Below are 16,450 nucleotides of genomic sequence, written 5' to 3'. Positions count from 1 at the left end.
CGTCGCACCCGATGCCACCGACCGCGCCGACCCCCGGCGCGGTCGGTGGCTCCTCAGATGGTCAGAACCATTGACCGAACTTGCGGATGTAGATGGTCTTCATGGTCTGGGCGACGACGCAGTAGGACACCAACGTCGCGACGAGCCATCCGAAGTAGGCCCACGGCAGGGGTTGCAATCCGACGGCCGCCCCCAGCGGCGAGAACGGGATGAGGATCCCGAGCACACAGACCGCCCCGGTCGTCAGCAGCACCGGCAGCGCCGCGGTGCTCTGGATGAACGGGATCTTCTGGGTTCGCAACATGTGTACCACCAGGGTTTGCGAGAGCAGGCTTTCGATGAACCAGCCCGATTGGAACAGCGATTGCATCTCGGGTGAGTTGGCCGCGAAGACATACCACATCACCGCGAAGGTGGTGATGTCGAAGATCGAGGACGTCGGTCCCATCCAGATCATGAAGCGACCGATGTTCCTCGCGTCCCACTTCCGTGGCTTGAGCAGAAACTCCTTGTCCATGCGGTCCCACGGCAGGGCGAGCTGGGAGATGTCGTACAGCAGGTTCTGGATCAGCAGGTGGATCGCCAGCATGGGCAGGAACGGGATGAAGGCGCTCGCCACCAGTACCGAGAACACATTCCCGAAGTTCGAACTGGCGGTCATGTTCAGGTATTTGATGATGTTGCCGAATGTCTCGCGGCCCTTGACCACGCCCTCTTCGAGCACCATCAGACTCTTTTCGAGCAGGATGATGTCCGCCGATTCCTTCGCGATATCGGTGCCGGTGTCGACCGAGATGCCCACATCCGCATCGCGCAGTGCCGGTGCGTCGTTGATGCCGTCGCCAAGGAAGCCGACCGTGTGCCCATTGGCCTGCAGGGCCCGCAGCACCCGCGACTTCTGCAGCGGGGTCAGCTTCGCGAAAACGGTTCGTTCGTCGACAACGCGCTTCAGCTCGTCGTCGTCGAGGTCGTCGATCTGGGGACCGAGGATGGGCTGCCCGGGGTCGAGTCCCACCTCGTGACAGATCTTGGCGCTGACGACCTCGTTGTCACCGGTGAGGACCTTCACGGTGACGCCGTGTTCGGCGAGTGCCGTGATGGCCGGGGCGGCCGTCTCCTTCGGCGGATCGAGGAAGGTGAGAAAGCCGTGGACGACGAGGTCCTTCTCATCCTCGATGCGGTAGCGGTGCGTGCGCTCGACGCGCGGGATCTCCCGGGTGGCCACCAACAGCACCCGGAACCCTTCGCGGTTGTAGTCGCGCGCGGTTTCGGTCAGCGCCTCGCGGTCGGTATCGGTGAGCGGCCGGCACGCGGTGCCGTCCCACACCTGGGTCGACACAGCGAGCATCTCCTCGACGGCGCCCTTGCAGACCATCAGGTGATTCCGGTCGACGTCTGAGACGACGACAGACAGCCGGCGTCGCTCGAAGTCGAACGGAAGTTCGTCGACCTTGCGGTAGGCGGAGGCGGCGAGCAGCGCTTCGGGTGTGTCCTCGGCGAAGTGCAGGACAGCGCGGTCCATCAGATTCTTGACGCCACTCTGGTGAAAGCTGTTGAGCCAGGCCAGGGCGAGCACGTTGTCGTCCTGATCCCCCCGGATGTCCGTGTGATGCTCGAGGATGATCCGGTCCTGGGTGAGCGTGCCGGTCTTGTCGGTGCACAGCACGTCCATCGCGCCGAAGTTCTGGATCGCGTTGAGGCGCTTGACCACGACCTTGCGACGGGACAACGCCACGGCGCCCTTGGCGAGATTGGACGACACGATCATCGGCAGCATTTCCGGGGTGAGTCCCACCGCCACGGCGAGCGCGAACAGGAATGCCTCGGGCCAGTCGCCCTTGGTGAAACCGTTGATCAGCAACACGATCGGCACCATCACCAACATGAAGCGGATCAGCAGCCAGCTCACGCTGTTGACACCCCGGTCGAAGGCGGTCTCCGCGCGCGAGCCCACGATCGCCTTGGCCAGTGACCCGAAATAGGTCTGTATGCCGGTAGATACGACGACCGCGGTGGCCGTGCCGCTCACCACGTTGGTGCCCATGAAGCAGATGCCGGGCAGGTCGAGCGGGCCGGCCTCGTCGTCGGCGACCGCGGTGGCGGATTTCTCCGCCACCGCGCCGAGCGTGTCGTACTTCTCCACCGGCAGGGCCTCGCCGGTCAGCGCCGCCTGGCTGACGAACAGGTCGCGAGAATCGAGCAGGCGGATGTCGGCCGGAATCATGTCGCCGGCCGACAGATGCACGATGTCACCGGTGACGATCCGCGCCATCGGGATCTCGACGAGTTCGGGTGTGGCGTCCGGTGCGGCCCGGCGCTTCACCGTCGCGGTGGTCCGGACCATCGCCTTGAGGGTTTCGGCCGCCTTCCCCGAGCGGTACTCCTGCCAGAACCGCAGCAGGGCGCTGAGGACGACCATGGTCACGATGATCAAGACACCGGTGTAGTCCGCGGCCTGGCCGTCGCGCATCGGGAGGTAGATGTCGGTCACCGAGCTGATGGCGGCCAGCACCACCAGCACCGCGATGAACGGGTTCTTGAAGGCCTCCAGGAACTGGAGCAGCGCTGGCGGGGCCTTGTCGTGGGCGACCTCGTTGGGGCCGTCGTCCGCGAGGCGTTCGGCGGCGTCCTCGAGGGTCAGGCCGTCGAGGTGGCCCCCGACGTTCGCCAGCGTGACCTCGACTTCGTTGTGTGCTTCGGCGGCGGCACGCAGGGACAGGCTGCGGCCGTCGGGCGCGGTGGGTGTCAGGGTGCTCTGTTCGACAGCGGTGTTCATCCGGCTGCTCCTGTCGGTGGTGAGCGCGCACCACAAGTCGCACCGAATCGGCTGGAGCAAGACGAGATTCGGTGAGACTTGAGGCGGCGCGCGGTATTGGAAGGTGTCAGTTCACGTGGGTGAAGACGTGAAAGATGACTGAATAAACGGGATCTGGGATGGCTCGGCTATCGAGCGGTATGCGAACCGCCGCCAAGGGACGCGGTCAGGACCGCCACCGGGGTGTTGCTCATCCTCAGGTTGTGCCGCTCCTGCGGGGTCAGCGACGCACGCGTGTGGATCCACGCGATGGGCCCCTTGACCACACCCTGGGCACGACGAAGAAAGGTATTGCGCTGCATGGGATCGACTCCAGTTCAATCGGAGCTCTCCGCGTCGATGCGCATGCGGCAGTCGTCCACCGCGCCAGGCGCTCCGGCGTCCTGGAGTGGCGGATCTAGGCAGTCATCGACAGCGGAAAGGTGTTTATGGACAGACGTTTTCGAATCGGACTGGGATACGGACTGTCACTCGACGTCATGTCGTCGTCACCTCCTCGCTGTCGGGCGCACGGAACGCCGCTGATCTTGACGCAAATCGTCAGATGCAAACACGCTGAAGAGGAAGTCGGCACGTGGCCAGACGCGCCGGTCGGCGCGAGCACTTCCTCATCAGAGCTTTGGCACTACACGACGTGTCCCACCAGGGGTGGGAAGCCACTTCGGGTCATCCCTTAGGCCGGGAAGACCTGTCCTAACCCTGGGCGTCTCTCGACGTCGTCGGATCAGTGGCCTGTGTTCGCATAGGAGCCTCACCTAACGAAGCGCGGGTTTCATTAGAACCTTACACCGGAGAATTGTCAACACGGTTCGCTGCCGGATCTCGGCTTCCAAATCGGTTGTGTCAGTTCGGTAATGACACATCGCGTCTCGGGCGTGACGGCCGTCACCGGAAGTCTCCAAGCGTTTCCGCAGGGTCCACCCAAGAATCGGCAGGGCAACGGGGTTTGCGGTTACCTGTGCGCACCCGCCGGATGTGTTGTGATGTGCCTATGCCTGAGCAAAGTCCCGAGCCTGATGCCGGCGAGGACGAGCAAAAGCCACCGGCGATCACCGCACGCGCGATCACCATGCACGGTCCCTGGGGCCCCGTGTACGGGCCCGTCGACCTCGACATCGACGAAGGTGGCGTCACGGTGCTGGTCGCACCGGCGGGTACCGGTCGCACCGCACTGCTGATGACACTGGCCGGGCGGATGAAAACGGCGCGCGGACAGCTGACGGTGTTCGGGCGCACCCGCGCCACCGATATCTTCCGCTCCGCGGCCCTGGCCGGGATCGATGAACTCGACACAGTGTCCGAGTCGGTGACGGTGCGCGACCTGGTGACCGAGCAACGCCGATGGGACGCACCCTGGTACACCCTGGTGGGCCGGGCCGACGAAGACGCCCTGGCCGCCATGTGCGAGCCGGTGTTCGGCGATCTGCCGTTGCCGTCGCTGACGGCGTACTTCGACGGGCTCACCGAGCTCGATCAGATCCTGTTGCGCATCGCGCTGGCCAACACATCGACCCCGCCGCTGCTGGTGGTCGGCAACCTGGACCACCTCACCGATGACCGCAACCGGGACATCCTGCTGGGGCGCCTGATCGCGCTGGGGGAGAAACAGACCGTGATCACCGCGACGGTCAACGGAGTGCCCGGCCATCTCGCCGCGGCGATGCGCGCGCAGGTGACAGTGCCCAACACGACGCTGGCCGAGCTGGCCGGTTCGCAGAAAGGTGGCGAATAACCGTGCTAGCCGGAATGTCGTTGGGCACTGACCTCAAACGTTTCTCGCGCGGCACGATGCCGCGGATCGCGCTCGTGACGGTCATCCTGCTGCCGCTGCTGTACGGCGCGATGTACCTGTGGGCGTTCTGGAACCCGTTCGGTGAGGTGAACAAGGTCCCGGTGGCACTGGTCAACGAAGACCAGGGCACCGTCGCGGAGGGGCAGCAGGTCAGGGCGGGCGATGAGGTGGCCGACGCCCTCGTGGATTCGGGTCAGCTTCAGCTGCACCGGGTTTCGGCGCAGGAGGCGGCCGACGGGGTGTCCAGCGGCAAGTACTACTTCTCGATCACGCTGCCGGAGGATTTCAGCACCAGCATCTCGTCACCCTCGGGCGGCTCACCGCACCAGGCCAACGTCCGCTTCACGTTCAACGACGCCAACAACTACCTGGGCTCGATCATCGGCCAGAACGCGGCGCGTGAGGTGATCAACCAGATCAACGCGAACATCGGTGAACGCACGGTCGGGACCGTTCTGACCGGGCTGACCGATGCCGGGGCCGGCCTGGTCAAGGCGGCCGACGGTGCGCAGCAGTTGGCCACGGGCAGCGCTGCGGCCAATGACGGTGCGCACCGGTTGTCCGCCGGTGCCGACGCGTTGACCGCGGGTCTGGTCACCGCGCGTGACGGGTCTTCGCAGTTGGCCGCGGGCACCCGGCAGCTGTCGACGGCGGTCGACACGGCGACCGATCCGTTGCTGACCGTGCTGGACCGGGTCAGCGGACTTGGTCTGGACCCCAACGAGGTTGGCATGGCCGCACAGCGGCTCTCGGGTGCGGTGCGCTCGACCACCGACCGGATCGCGGCGTTGAACATCGACCAGGCGCAGGCCGCGGCGATCGTCGACCAGGCGGTCGGCATCCTGCGCAACAGCCCCGATCCCGCGGTGCGCGACACCGGGGAGTTCCTGGCCGGTGCGCAACGGCTGCTGCAGGCTCGCGGGCTGGATCCCACCACCGATGAGGGCCTGATCCGATTGCGTGACAACGCCACCCAGTTGGAGAACGAGCTGGGCGATCCGAACAGCAAGCTGCGGGTGTTCATCACCAAGGCGGTCACCGGCGGACTGCGCTCCGACGTCGTCAAATTGCGCGACGGCGCTCATCAACTCAACGACGGTGCCCAGAGGCTCAACAGCGGCCTGGTGCAGCTGACCAACGGTGGACGTCAACTGTCCAGCGGGGCTGGCGAACTCGCCGCCGGCACCGAAAAGCTTCAGGCCGGCAATCAGCAGCTGGCCACCGCGCTCAAAGAGGGCTCGACCCAGGTCCCGTCCTGGACCCCGCAGCAGCGCACTCAGGTGGCGCGGACCCTGGCCGCTCCCGTGGCGCTGGACATCCAGACACACAATCCGGCCGCCACGTTCGGCACCGGTTTCGCGCCCTTCTTCTTGCCGCTGGCGCTGTTCATCGGTGCGCTCATCATCTGGATGTTGTTGAAGCCGTTGCAGTCCCGCCCGGTGGTCAACGGGCTGGGGGCGCTGCGTGTGGTGCTGGCCTCCTACTGGCCGGCCTTGCTGATCGTGTTCTGCCAGGTCGTGGTGATGTATGCCGTGGTGCACTTCGGGGTGGGCCTGCAAGCGAGATACCCACTGGCCACCGTGGCGTTCCTGCTGTTGGTCGCGGGCACGTTCCTGGCCCTGATCCAGGCGTTCAACGCGTTGTTCGGGGTGTCGGTGGGCCGGGTGGTGACGCTGGCCTTCCTGATGCTGCAACTGGTCTCGGCCGGCGGTATCTATCCGGTGGAGACCACGGCCAAACCGTTCCAGATATTGCACCCGGTCGACCCGATGACGTACGCGGTCAACGGCCTTCGCCAATTGATCGTGGGCGGGATCGATTCACGGCTGTGGATCGCGATCGCGGTGTTGTTCGGTGTTCTGGTGGCGTCGCTGGCCGGCAGTTCGTGGGCCGCGCGTAGAGACCGGCAATACACCATGGACAGGTTGCACCCGCCGATCGAAGTCTGACGGCGATTCGTGGAGTTCTGACCGTGCCGGTGACGGCTGAGACTCCACAAATCGCTGGAGTCAGAGCCCGATCCGCCGGTAGCGGTCGAGCCGGGTCCGCAATCGCTGCTCGGCGGGCACCGTACGCAAGTGGGCGAGCTCGCCGGCGATGGCCGTAGACAGCCGCTCGGTGAAGGCCCGTGGCTCGTCGGCGGCATCGGGATGTTCGGGGACGATCGCGTCGGCGATGCCGGCCCGCACCAGATCCGTCGAGCGAACCCCTTGCGCGGCGGCCAGTTCCGCGGCATGTGCGGTATCGCGGTAGACGATCGCACTGGCGCCCTCGGGTGGTAGAGGAGCCAGCCAGCCGTTCGCTGCGGCCAGCACCCGGTCGGCGGGCACCATCGCCAGCGCGGGTCCGCCGCTGCCCTGACCCATCAGCACCGACACCGTCGGGGTGTCCAGCGTGACCAATTCGGCCAGGCAGCGGGCGATCTCACCGGCCAGCCCGCCTTGCTCGGCCTCGATCGACAGGGCCGGGCCCGGGGTGTCGATCACCAGTACCAGCGGCAGCTGCAGACCGGCCGCCAACGCCATGCCGCGCCGGGCCTCACGCAGTGCGCCGGGCCCGATCAGCCCGCCCTCGCTGTGGCGCTGGCCCAGCACCACCGCGGGCTGTCCGCCGAACCGGGCCAGCGCCAGCAGCATCGTGGCGGCCTCGCCCCGTTCGGTGCCGGACAGCAGCACCCGGTCGGTGGCGCCGTGTCGCAGCAGATAGCCGACTCCGGGGCGATCCGGCCGTCGCGACGCCAGCACCGATTCCCACGCCGGCACGTCGGGCAGCGGTTCAGGCTCGGGAGCGGCAGGCGGCGGCCCCGGCGGATCGGCGACCACCCGCAGCGTGCGGTCCAGGGTGTCGCGCAGCAGCGCGAGTGGCACCACCCCGTCGATGACGCCGTGGGCATGCAGGTTCTCGGCGGTCTGCACGCCGGAGGGGAAGGGTTCGCCGTACAGGTGCTCGTACACCCGCGGGCCGAGGAAGCCGATCAGCGCGCCCGGCTCGGCGGCGGTGACATGCCCCAGCGAACCCCAGGAGGCGAACACGCCGCCGGTCGTGGGGTGGCGCAGGTACACCAGGTAGGGCAGGTGCGCCTGCTTGTGCAGTTCGACGGCCGCGGCGATCTTGACCATCTGCAGGAATGCCACGGTGCCTTCCTGCATGCGGGTCCCGCCGGAGCTCGGTGAGGCCAGCAGTGGTAGCCGCTCGGCTGTGGCTCTCGTCACGGCGGCGGTGATCCGCTCGGCGGCGGCCACGCCGATCGATCCGGCCAGGAAGTCGAACTCGCAGGCCACCACGGCCACGCGGCGGCCGAAGATGGTCCCTTCCCCGGTCAGCACGGATTCGTCGAGCCCGGTTTTCGCCGACGCTTCGGCCAGTTCGCGCTGGTAATCCTCAGAACGGGCGATCTCAAGGGGCGGCTCGTCCCAGCTCTGGAACGAGCCCTCGTCGAGCACTGCATCACGAAGCGCGCGGGCGCCGATCCGACTCACGGCTTGAGCGTATATAGGCTGGCCACATGATTGGTGTGACCAGAGACGGCAATGTCCTGACCCTGGAACTGCAACGCGAAGAGCGGCGCAACGCGCTGAACTGCGAGCTTGTCGACAGTCTGCGGGAGGCGGTGGAGAACGCCGCGGGCGAAGATATCCGGGCCATCGTGCTGACCGGGGCGGGTTCGGTGTTCAGCTCCGGCGCCGACCTGACCGATGCGGCGGGCATGGCCGAGCAGCTGCCCGACAAGGCGCTGGCCCTGAACCTGGCGATCGACAAGGCCCCGGTTCCGGTCATCGGCGCGATCAACGGCCCGGCGATCGGCGCGGGTGTGATTCTTTCCATGATCTGCGATCTGCGGGTCGTCGCCCCCGACGCCTATTTCCAGTTCCCGGTCGCGCGGTACGGCCTGGCCTTGGACAACTGGAGCATCCGGCGGCTGACCTCGCTGGTCGGCTACGGCCGGGCACGGGGCATGCTGCTCGGCGCCGAGAAGCTCACCGCCGAGACCGCGCTGCAGACCGGGATGGCCAACCGCATCGGCACGCTGGCCGACGCGCAGAAGTGGGCCGCCGAGCTGGCCGGCTTCGCACCGCTGGCGTTGCAGCATGCCAAGCGCGTGCTCAACGACGACGGTGCCTACGAGGAGTCGTGGCCGGCCCACAAGGAGCTGTTCGACAAGGCGTGGGCTTCCAAGGACGTCATCGAGGCGCAGGTGGCGCGGATCGAGAAGCGGCCGCCCAACTTCACCGGGGCCTGACGTGCTGCGCGCGGCGCTGCGGTTGGGAGCGAGGTCGGCGTCACTGCTGGCCGGCGGGTGGTTGTTGCGCGCACTGAACGGGACCTATGCCTCGGTGGGGGCCCTGCCCCGCGAGATCCGCCCGGTGGCGCAGCGGTCTCTGCAGTACGCGGACGGCGTGTTCGTCAACATCGAGCCGGCCTCGCCCGGGATCAGCATGAGCCGGGAAGAGTGGCGCATGCTGATCGCCGAGATGTTCGGCCCGCGGTCGGCCACCCGGCCACCCGGGCCCATCCCGCTGGCCGAACCGGTCGAGGCGGAGGCCGCGACGTGCGCGGTGTCCTGGTACGGGCACTCCACCGCGCTGGTCGAGATCGACGGCTACCGGGTGCTGACGGATCCGGTCTGGAGCCGTCGCTGCTCGCCGTCGCGGGTGGTGGGACCGCAGCGGCTGCACGAACCGCCGCTGCCGCTGGAGGCGCTGCCTGCCGTCGACGCCGTGGTGATCAGTCACGATCACTACGACCACCTCGACATCGAGACCGTGCTGGGTCTGGTCCGCACGCAGCGGGCGCCGTTCGTGGTGCCGCTGGGGATCGGTGCCCATCTGCGTAAGTGGCGGATACCGGAAGACCGCATCGTCGAGCTGGACTGGAACGAGAGCCACCGGATCGGCGAGCTGACCCTGGTGTGCACGCCGGCCCGGCACTTCTCCGGCCGGCTGTTCCAGCGCAACACCACGCTGTGGGCCTCGTGGGCCTTCATCGGGCCGCAGCACCGGGCGTTCTTCGGCGGGGATACCGGCTACACCAAGAGCTTCTCCGAAATCGGTTCGGAACATGGGCCTTTCGATCTGACCCTGCTTCCCGTCGGGGCCTATCACCCGAGTTGGCCCGACATCCACATGAATCCCGAGGAAGCGGTGCGTGCCCACCTGGACGTCACCGATTCCGGCTTGCTGGTGCCGGTCCACTGGGCCACCTTCCGCCTGGCACCGCACCCGTGGGCGGATCCGGTGCGGCGGTTGCTGACGGCGGCCGACCCGGCCGGTGTGCAGATCGCGGTGCCGCGCCCGGGGCAGCGGGTGGACGCCGAATCTGCGGCGCTCGACCCGTGGTGGGAGTTCTGACCGCCCCGGCGGTGGCAAACTGACGTCCGAGCTTGACGACACCGAACGGGACGAGGGCGAATGACGACGATCAATGTCACTGGTCTCACCGATGCCGAGGTGGCCGAGCGGGTTGCGGCGGGTAAGACCAACGACGTGCCGACGCGTGCTGCGCGCAGCATCTCGGACATCATCCGCGGCAACGTGTTCACCCGGATCAACGCGATTCTGGGTGTGCTGTTCCTGATCGTGATGTCCACCGGGTCGGTGATCAATGGCGCGTTCGGCCTGCTGATCATCGCCAACAGCGCGATCGGCATCATCCAGGAGGTCCGGGCCAAACAGACCCTGGACAAGCTGGCCATCGTCGGGCAGGCCAAGCCCACGGTCCGCAGGGAATCCGGTGCTCGCGCAGTGCTGCCCAGTGAGGTGGTGCTCGACGACATCATCGAACTCGGGCCCGGCGATCAGATCGTGGTGGACGGCGAGGTCATCGAGGAATCCAACCTCGAGGTCGACGAGTCGCTGCTGACCGGTGAGGCCGACCCGATCGCCAAAGATGCCGGTGACACGGTGATGTCGGGCAGTTTCGTGGTGGCAGGCTCCGGCGCCTACCGGGCCACCAAGGTCGGGCACGAGGCGTACGCCGCCAAGCTGGCCGAGGAGGCCTCCAAGTTCACCCTGGTGAAATCCGAACTGCGCAACGGCATCAACAAGATCCTGCAGTTCATCACTTACCTGTTGGTGCCCGCCGGCCTGCTCACCATCTACACCCAGCTGTTCACCACACACGCCGACTGGCATGACGCGGTGTTGCGCATGGTGGGCGCACTGGTGCCGATGGTGCCCGAAGGTCTGGTGCTGATGACCTCGCTCGCGTTCGCGGTCGGGGTGGTGCGGTTGGGCCGGCGTCAGTGTCTGGTCAACGAGCTTCCCGCGATCGAGGGTCTGGCCCGGGTCGACGTGGTGTGTGCCGACAAGACCGGCACGCTGACCGAAAACGGTATGCGGGTAAGCGATCTCAAACCGTTCAACGAGGCTGATGTGGCTGCGGTGTTGGCGCAGCTGGCCGCTGACGACGCCCGGCCCAACGCCAGCATGGTGGCCATCGCCGAGGCCTACAGCGAGCCGCCGGGCTGGACCGCCACCGCGACAGCCCCGTTCAAGTCGGCCACCAAGTGGAGCGGTGCGTCCTACGGCGAGCACGGCAACTGGGTGATCGGCGCCCCCGACGTGCTGCTGGATTCCACCTCTCCGGTGGCCGAGCAGGCCGAGCAGATCGGTGCCCAGGGGCTGCGGGTGCTGCTGGTCGGGTCCTCCGATCTGGCTGTCGACGCGCCGGGCGCGCCCGGCACCGTCACGCCCGTTGCCCTGGTGGTGCTCGAGCAGCGGATCCGTCCTGACGCCGGTGAGACTCTCGATTACTTTTCTTCCCAGCATGTTTCGGTCAAGGTGATCTCCGGCGACAATGCGGTGTCGGTGGGTGCGGTGGCAGGCAAACTGGGCCTGCACGGCGAGACGATGGACGCCCGGCAGCTGCCCCACGAACCGGAACAGTTGGCCGACGCGCTGGAGGAGTACACCACGTTCGGCCGGGTGCGTCCGGACCAGAAGCGGGCGATGGTCCATGCCCTGCAGTCGCGCGGGCACACGGTGGCCATGACCGGGGACGGCGTCAACGACGTGCTGGCCCTCAAGGACGCCGACATCGGCGTCGCGATGGGTTCGGGCAGTTCGGCCTCGCGCGCGGTGGCGCAGATCGTGTTGTTGGACAACAAGTTCGCCACGCTGCCCTATGTGGTCGGCGAGGGCCGCCGGGTGATCGGCAACATCGAGCGGGTCTCGAACCTGTTCCTCACCAAGACCGTCTACTCGGTGCTGTTGGCGATCCTGGTGGGGTTCGCCGGGCTGTCCGCCGAATGGTTCGGCACCGATCCACTGCTGTTCCCGTTCCAGCCGATCCACGTCACCATCGCGGCCTGGTTCACCATCGGCATCCCGGCCTTCATCCTGTCGCTGGCTCCGAACAACGAACGGGCCCATTCGGGTTTCGTGCGCCGGGTGATGACGGCGGCGCTGCCCTCGGGTCTGGTCGTCGGCACCGTCACGTTCGTCTCCTACCTGGTGGCCTATCAGGGCCGGGCGGCCAGCCCGGCGGAGCAGACCCAGGCGTCGACGGCAGCGCTGATCACCTTGTTGGTGTCCTCGTTGTGGGTGCTGTCGGTGGTGGCCCGGCCGTATGAGTGGTGGCGCGTGGCCCTGGTCGCGGGGTCAGGGCTGGCGTATGTGCTGATCTTCTGTTTGCCGCTGGCTCAGCGTCTGTTCATGCTGGATCCGTCGAATCTGAAGGTCACCGCGATCGCGCTGGGCATTGGCCTGGTCGGGGCCGCGTTGATCGAGGCGCTGTGGTGGGTGCAGGGCGTGGTGCTGGGCGAGAAGCGGCGGTTGTGGAGATAGCTGGCTACGGGGACAATGTTGCGGGGCTCGGTTGAACACCGAGACGAAATCGAGAAGATAGGGTGGGCTGATGGGATTCCTGGACAAGGCCAAGGACCTTTTGTCGCAGAACGCTGACAAGGTCGAGCAGGCCATCGAGAAGGCCGGCGACGTCATCGACGAGAAGACGCAGGGCAAGTATTCCGGCGCGGTCGACAAGGCACAGGAAGCCGCGAAGAACGCCATCAACAAGGAAGAACCGCAGCAGTAGCTCATGGCCAAATTGTCTGTCTCCGTCGATGTTCCGTTGCCGCCGGAGAAGGCGTGGGAATACGCCTCTGATCTGTCCCGGTACGACGAATGGCTCAGCATCCACCGGGCCTGGCGGTCGAAGCTGCCCGAAACCCTGGAAAAGGGCACGGTCATCGACTCGATCGTCGAAGTCAAGGGGATGCTGAACCGCGTGAAGTGGACGCTGGTGAACTACAAGCCGCCGCACTCCTTGACCCTCAACGGCGATGGCCGTGGCGGGGTAAAGGTCAAGCTGATCGGAAAGATCGCGCCGGCCGCCGTTGATGCAGTGGACGGCGCGAAGGTCACCTTCGACGTGCACCTCGGTGGGCCTGCCCTGTTCGGGCCGATCGGCATGGTGGTCGCCGCCGCGCTCAAGGGCGATATCCAGCAGTCGCTCAACAAGTTCAAGTCGCTGTACGCATCGTCGTAATTTCTCTCGCGAGCAGACGCAAAACTGCCCTTTCTCCAGGGAAAATGGGCAGTTTTGTGTCTGCTCGCCGCTACAGGGTGACCAGCACCCAGATCGCCACGATCGAGCCCAGAACGGCCGCGCCGTAACTGCAGACCGCGATCGCCCGGTCGAAGCGGCCGAGCTTCAGGCCGTGTTCGAGCATGAAGCGGAACCTGTGCGCCCAGTGGAACAACCCCAGCACGAAGATGCCGGCCAGCACGATCCTGGTCAGCGGATTACGCACCACGGCCAGCAGATGTGCGGGGTCGGGCGCGTCGATCAGGCCGAGCGGGAACGCCACGCCGAACAGCAACATCAGCACCGGCAGTGTCAGCGCGGTCACCATGCCGCCGGCCGAGAACAACAGCCAGAAGAACGGTTCCGGCGTCCGGCGGGCCGGCGCGCTCATGCGGCCCCCTCGCAGGCTCGGTCGCCGCATGCCTGCCGTTGATTCGCTCCGCAATCGTCGCTCATGCCAGCACCACCCATGCGATCACTACCGAGACGACAAGCCATGCGGCGTAATGGCCGGCGAGCACCGCACCCGCGGGAACCCGCCGGCCCCGCAGATGCACGACCATCGCGCGCGGCGCGAGGCTGAACCAGGTCACAGTGTGCAACAACAGGAATGCCAGTGTCACCACGTTCAGCGCGATCACCACGGGGTGGGTGCTGAAATCCTGAAACCAGTCGTAGCGGTCCGTGCCGAGCGCCCACACCAACAATCCCAGGTACACCACCGACCAGGCCACGAACTTACAACTGGCCTCGCGCAGCATGTACCGCAGGTAGGAGGGTCGTTTGACCCACCACAACAGGGGGACGGGCTGTCGATACGTTGTCATCGCGCGGCCCTCGGGAGCAGCAGGCTCTTCGCCGAATGTGTTGCCGCCGTGAGCTTGTAGCGCTGAATCGCACCGGCCGGATCGACACCTTTCGGGCAGGCCACCGAACATTCACCGACGTACGTGCACGCCCACGCCCCGTCGGCGGCGGCCAGCACATCGCGACGTTCTTCCTCGCCCTCGTCGCGGGAATCCAGGTTGTACCGCTGGGCCAGCGCGATCGCCGCGGGCCCGAGGAAGTCCGGATCCAGGGCGTAGACGGGGCACGCGGAGTAGCACAGCATGCAGTTGATGCACATGCTGAACTGCTTGAACTCATCCAGTTCGGCTGGCGTCTGGAGGTATTCGCCGTCCTCGGCCGGTGCGTCGTCGTCGCGGATGAGCCACGGCTTGACCCGGGGGAGTTTGGTCATGAAGTCGCTGATGTCGACGACGAGATCGCGGATCACCGGGAAGTTGCGCATGGGTTCCACCCGCACCGGCCCGGGCAGGTAGTCGACGAGAAAGGTGGCGCACGCCAGTTTCGGGTCACCGTTGACCGTCATCCCGCAGCTGCCGCAGATCCCCATCCGGCATGACCACCGGAAGCTCAGGGTGCCGTCGAGCCGGTCCTTGATGTAGTTCAGTCCGTCCAGGACCGCCCACTCGCGCGTGAGCGGAACGTCGTAGGACTGCACCACCGGCTCGGTATCGGTTTCGGGTCGATATCGAGCCACCTCCATGACAATTCGGTCTGCCATCTCATCTCCCGTAGACGCGTTCGCCCGGTGGCCAGCGGGTGATGGTGACCGGCAGGTAGTCGATCCGCGCTGAGCCGTCGGGCTCTCGATGGGCCATGGTGTGGGCGAGGAACTGCTCGTCGTCGCGGCTGGGGAAGTCGGTCCGCTGGTGTGCCCCGCGGGATTCGGTGCGGTGTGAGGCGGATTCGATGATCGTCTGGGCGATGTCGAGCATCCCCGACAACTCCAGAAACGCCAGCAGCTCGGTGTTGAAGGTGTGGCTGTGATCGTCGATGCCGGCATTGGCGAAGCGTTCCTGCAGCTCCCGTACCTGCTCGGCCGCCTTGGTCAGGGTCGGGCCGTCGCGGTAGATGCCTGCCGCGGTCTCCAGCACGCTCTGCATGTCGGTGCGGATGTCGGCGATGCGTTCGCTGCCGCTTTCGGCGCGCCGGCTCAGGTCGTGTTCCAGGCGCTCTTCCTCGGTGTGGGCCTGCGTCTGCACCGAGGCGGAGGCCGAGCCGGCCCGCGACACGTACTCGGCCGCGGCACATCCGGCGCGGGCGCCGAACACCAGCAGTTCGGGCAATGAGTTGGAACCAAGCCGGTTGGCCCCGTTGATGCTGACGCACGCGGTCTCGCCGGCCGCGTAGAGCCCGGGAAGTGTTGTGGCACCCGTGATATCGGTGTGGACGCCACCCATCATGTAGTGCACGACGGGTCGCACCGGCACCAGCTCGGAGACCGGGTCGATGTGCTGATAGTCGCGGCACAGCTCCCGGACGAACGGCAGCTTCGCGTCGATGAGCTTTGCGCCCAGGTGTCGTAAGTCCAGGTAAACCACCGGTCCGTAAGGGGTTTCGTCGGTGCGGCCCTTGTCCAGCTCGTGGACGAACGCCTGCGACAACCGGTCACGCGGGCCGAGTTCCATGCTGCGCAGCTTGGGTTCCGGTGTGGGCGTGCCCAGGTCGTAGTCCTGCAGGTACCGGTAGCCGTCCTTGTTGAGCAGCCATCCCCCCTCGGCGCGGGCAGCCTCGGTGATCAGGATGCCGGTGAACGGCAATCCGGTGGGGTGGTACTGCACGAATTCCATGTCCTTGAGCGGTGCTCCGGCCCGGAACGCCAACGCCATTCCGTCCCCGGTCTTGATGTTGGCGTTGGTGGTGAACGGGAACACCCGGCCGCAGCCGCCGGTGCACATGATCACGGCGTCGGCCAGGATGGTCTCGATCCGTCCGGTGGCCAGCTCGATCGCGACCAGACCGCGAACCGCACCGTCGTCGACGAGCAGTGTGGTGGCGAACCATTCGTCGTAACGCGCGATCCCCGGATAGGACAGCACCCGCTGGAACAGGGTGTGCAGCAGGTGGAACCCGGTCTTGTCGGCGGCGAACCAGGTGCGCAGCTTCTTCATGCCGCCGAAGGCGCGAACAGCGATGTGCCCGTCCGGGGTCCGGCTCCACGGGCAACCCCAGTGCTCGAGCTGCATGAGCTCACGGGGCGCCTCGGCGACGAACGCTTCGACGGCGTCCTGATCGCACAGCCAGTCCCCGCCGGAAATCGTGTCGTAGGCGTGTTCGTCGATGCTGTCGTCGGCCCCCGCCACGGCGGCGGCCCCGCCTTCGGCCGAGACGGTGTGGCTGCGCATCGGGTACACCTTCGACACGATCGCCACGGACAGCCGCGGGTCGGTCTCGGCGATGGCGATCGCGGCGCGCAGACCGGCGCCGCCCCCTCCGATCACCACTATGTCGTGTGAGGCCGTCATCGGCTG

At 66.6% G+C, this 16,450-nt stretch carries 14 protein-coding genes and 1 riboswitch; of the genes, 7 read left to right on the top strand and 7 right to left on the bottom strand.

Features of this window, described 5'->3' with window-relative positions; all coding sequences use genetic code 11:
- Positions 1-61: 61 nt before the first annotated feature.
- Positions 62-2,776, bottom strand: a complete 2,715-nt coding sequence (mgtA, locus tag EH231_RS16545) for a magnesium-translocating P-type ATPase (RefSeq protein ID WP_090427009.1) — start codon at positions 2,774-2,776, stop codon at positions 62-64.
- Between the two features lie 167 nt (positions 2,777-2,943).
- On the bottom strand, positions 2,944-3,117 hold the full coding sequence (locus tag EH231_RS16540; RefSeq protein WP_090427010.1) for a hypothetical protein: 174 nt from the start codon (positions 3,115-3,117) through the stop codon (positions 2,944-2,946).
- A gap of 295 nt (positions 3,118-3,412) precedes the next feature.
- A riboswitch (M-box (ykoK) riboswitch) is annotated at positions 3,413-3,585 on the bottom strand.
- 221 nt (positions 3,586-3,806) lie between these two features.
- Here EH231_RS16540 and EH231_RS16535 point away from each other — a divergent pair.
- Complete coding sequence (locus tag EH231_RS16535; protein ID WP_124712801.1) at positions 3,807-4,547, top strand: ATP-binding cassette domain-containing protein; 741 nt, start codon at positions 3,807-3,809, stop codon at positions 4,545-4,547.
- 14 nt (positions 4,548-4,561) lie between these two features.
- Positions 4,562-6,556: a YhgE/Pip domain-containing protein gene (locus EH231_RS16530; RefSeq protein ID WP_164481209.1), complete on the top strand. Its 1,995-nt coding sequence runs from the start codon at positions 4,562-4,564 to the stop codon at positions 6,554-6,556.
- Positions 6,557-6,616: 60 nt separating this feature from the next.
- Here the strand turns inward: EH231_RS16530 and EH231_RS16525 are convergent, their stop codons facing one another.
- Positions 6,617-8,086 carry a carboxyl transferase domain-containing protein gene (locus tag EH231_RS16525; RefSeq protein ID WP_090427016.1) on the bottom strand — a complete coding sequence of 490 codons (1,470 nt, stop codon included), beginning with the start codon at positions 8,084-8,086 and terminating at the stop codon, positions 6,617-6,619.
- A gap of 26 nt (positions 8,087-8,112) precedes the next feature.
- On the opposite strand from EH231_RS16525, the gene EH231_RS16520 reads away from it, so the two are divergent.
- From EH231_RS16520 to EH231_RS16500, 5 genes are all read left to right on the top strand, one after another.
- The gene (locus EH231_RS16520) at positions 8,113-8,847 is read left to right on the top strand and encodes an enoyl-CoA hydratase (RefSeq protein WP_090427018.1); all 735 of its coding nucleotides are present in this window, start codon (positions 8,113-8,115) and stop codon (positions 8,845-8,847) included.
- A 1-nt stretch (position 8,848) separates the two neighbouring features.
- Positions 8,849-9,955 (top strand): MBL fold metallo-hydrolase, encoded by a 1,107-nt coding sequence (locus EH231_RS16515; protein WP_090427020.1) that lies wholly within the window; start codon positions 8,849-8,851, stop codon positions 9,953-9,955.
- A gap of 60 nt (positions 9,956-10,015) precedes the next feature.
- Positions 10,016-12,391 (top strand): cation-translocating P-type ATPase, encoded by a 2,376-nt coding sequence (locus EH231_RS16510; RefSeq protein ID WP_090427021.1) that lies wholly within the window; start codon positions 10,016-10,018, stop codon positions 12,389-12,391.
- Between the two features lie 70 nt (positions 12,392-12,461).
- Positions 12,462-12,641, top strand: coding sequence for an antitoxin (locus EH231_RS16505; protein WP_090427023.1), 180 nt, complete (start codon positions 12,462-12,464; stop codon positions 12,639-12,641).
- A gap of 3 nt (positions 12,642-12,644) precedes the next feature.
- Entirely contained in the window at positions 12,645-13,094 is a 450-nt protein-coding gene (locus tag EH231_RS16500; protein ID WP_124712800.1) for a type II toxin-antitoxin system Rv0910 family toxin, read from the top strand.
- A 70-nt stretch (positions 13,095-13,164) separates the two neighbouring features.
- Here EH231_RS16500 and frdD read toward each other — a convergent pair whose 3' ends face one another.
- The 4 genes from frdD to frdA form a co-directional block, all read right to left on the bottom strand.
- Complete coding sequence (gene frdD / locus EH231_RS16495) at positions 13,165-13,524, bottom strand: fumarate reductase subunit FrdD (RefSeq protein ID WP_090427028.1); 360 nt, start codon at positions 13,522-13,524, stop codon at positions 13,165-13,167.
- A gap of 61 nt (positions 13,525-13,585) precedes the next feature.
- The gene (locus tag EH231_RS16490; protein ID WP_090427031.1) at positions 13,586-13,960 is read right to left on the bottom strand and encodes a succinate dehydrogenase/fumarate reductase transmembrane subunit; all 375 of its coding nucleotides are present in this window, start codon (positions 13,958-13,960) and stop codon (positions 13,586-13,588) included.
- Positions 13,957-14,700 carry a succinate dehydrogenase/fumarate reductase iron-sulfur subunit gene (locus EH231_RS16485; RefSeq protein ID WP_090427034.1) on the bottom strand — a complete coding sequence of 248 codons (744 nt, stop codon included), beginning with the start codon at positions 14,698-14,700 and terminating at the stop codon, positions 13,957-13,959. Before EH231_RS16485 ends, EH231_RS16490 begins: the two co-directional genes overlap by 4 nt.
- A 1-nt stretch (position 14,701) precedes the next feature.
- Positions 14,702-16,444 carry a fumarate reductase (quinol) flavoprotein subunit gene (frdA, locus tag EH231_RS16480; RefSeq protein WP_090427037.1) on the bottom strand — a complete coding sequence of 581 codons (1,743 nt, stop codon included), beginning with the start codon at positions 16,442-16,444 and terminating at the stop codon, positions 14,702-14,704.
- Between the last annotated feature and the right edge of the window lie 6 nt (positions 16,445-16,450).

The organism is Mycolicibacterium nivoides (assembly GCF_003855255.1).
Classification (GTDB): domain Bacteria; phylum Actinomycetota; class Actinomycetes; order Mycobacteriales; family Mycobacteriaceae; genus Mycobacterium; species Mycobacterium nivoides.
This window is presented reverse-complemented; position numbering and strand designations above follow the sequence as displayed.

Excerpts from the sequence above, each read along its gene's own strand:
- mgtA (WP_090427009.1), bottom strand. The coding sequence starts at position 2,776 with ATGAACACCGCTGTCGAACAGAGCACCCTGACACCCACCGCGCCCGAC.
- EH231_RS16540 (WP_090427010.1), bottom strand. The coding sequence starts at position 3,117 with ATGCAGCGCAATACCTTTCTTCGTCGTGCCCAGGGTGTGGTCAAGGGG.
- EH231_RS16535 (WP_124712801.1), top strand. The coding sequence starts at position 3,807 with ATGCCTGAGCAAAGTCCCGAGCCTGATGCCGGCGAGGACGAGCAAAAG.
- EH231_RS16530 (WP_164481209.1), top strand. The coding sequence starts at position 4,562 with ATGTCGTTGGGCACTGACCTCAAACGTTTCTCGCGCGGCACGATGCCG.
- EH231_RS16520 (WP_090427018.1), top strand. The coding sequence starts at position 8,113 with ATGATTGGTGTGACCAGAGACGGCAATGTCCTGACCCTGGAACTGCAA.
- EH231_RS16510 (WP_090427021.1), top strand. The coding sequence starts at position 10,016 with ATGACGACGATCAATGTCACTGGTCTCACCGATGCCGAGGTGGCCGAG.
- EH231_RS16505 (WP_090427023.1), top strand. The coding sequence starts at position 12,462 with ATGGGATTCCTGGACAAGGCCAAGGACCTTTTGTCGCAGAACGCTGAC.
- EH231_RS16500 (WP_124712800.1), top strand. The coding sequence starts at position 12,645 with ATGGCCAAATTGTCTGTCTCCGTCGATGTTCCGTTGCCGCCGGAGAAG.
- frdD (WP_090427028.1), bottom strand. The coding sequence starts at position 13,524 with ATGAGCGCGCCGGCCCGCCGGACGCCGGAACCGTTCTTCTGGCTGTTG.
- EH231_RS16490 (WP_090427031.1), bottom strand. The coding sequence starts at position 13,960 with ATGACAACGTATCGACAGCCCGTCCCCCTGTTGTGGTGGGTCAAACGA.
- EH231_RS16485 (WP_090427034.1), bottom strand. The coding sequence starts at position 14,700 with ATGGCAGACCGAATTGTCATGGAGGTGGCTCGATATCGACCCGAAACC.
- frdA (WP_090427037.1), bottom strand. The coding sequence starts at position 16,444 with ATGACGGCCTCACACGACATAGTGGTGATCGGAGGGGGCGGCGCCGGT.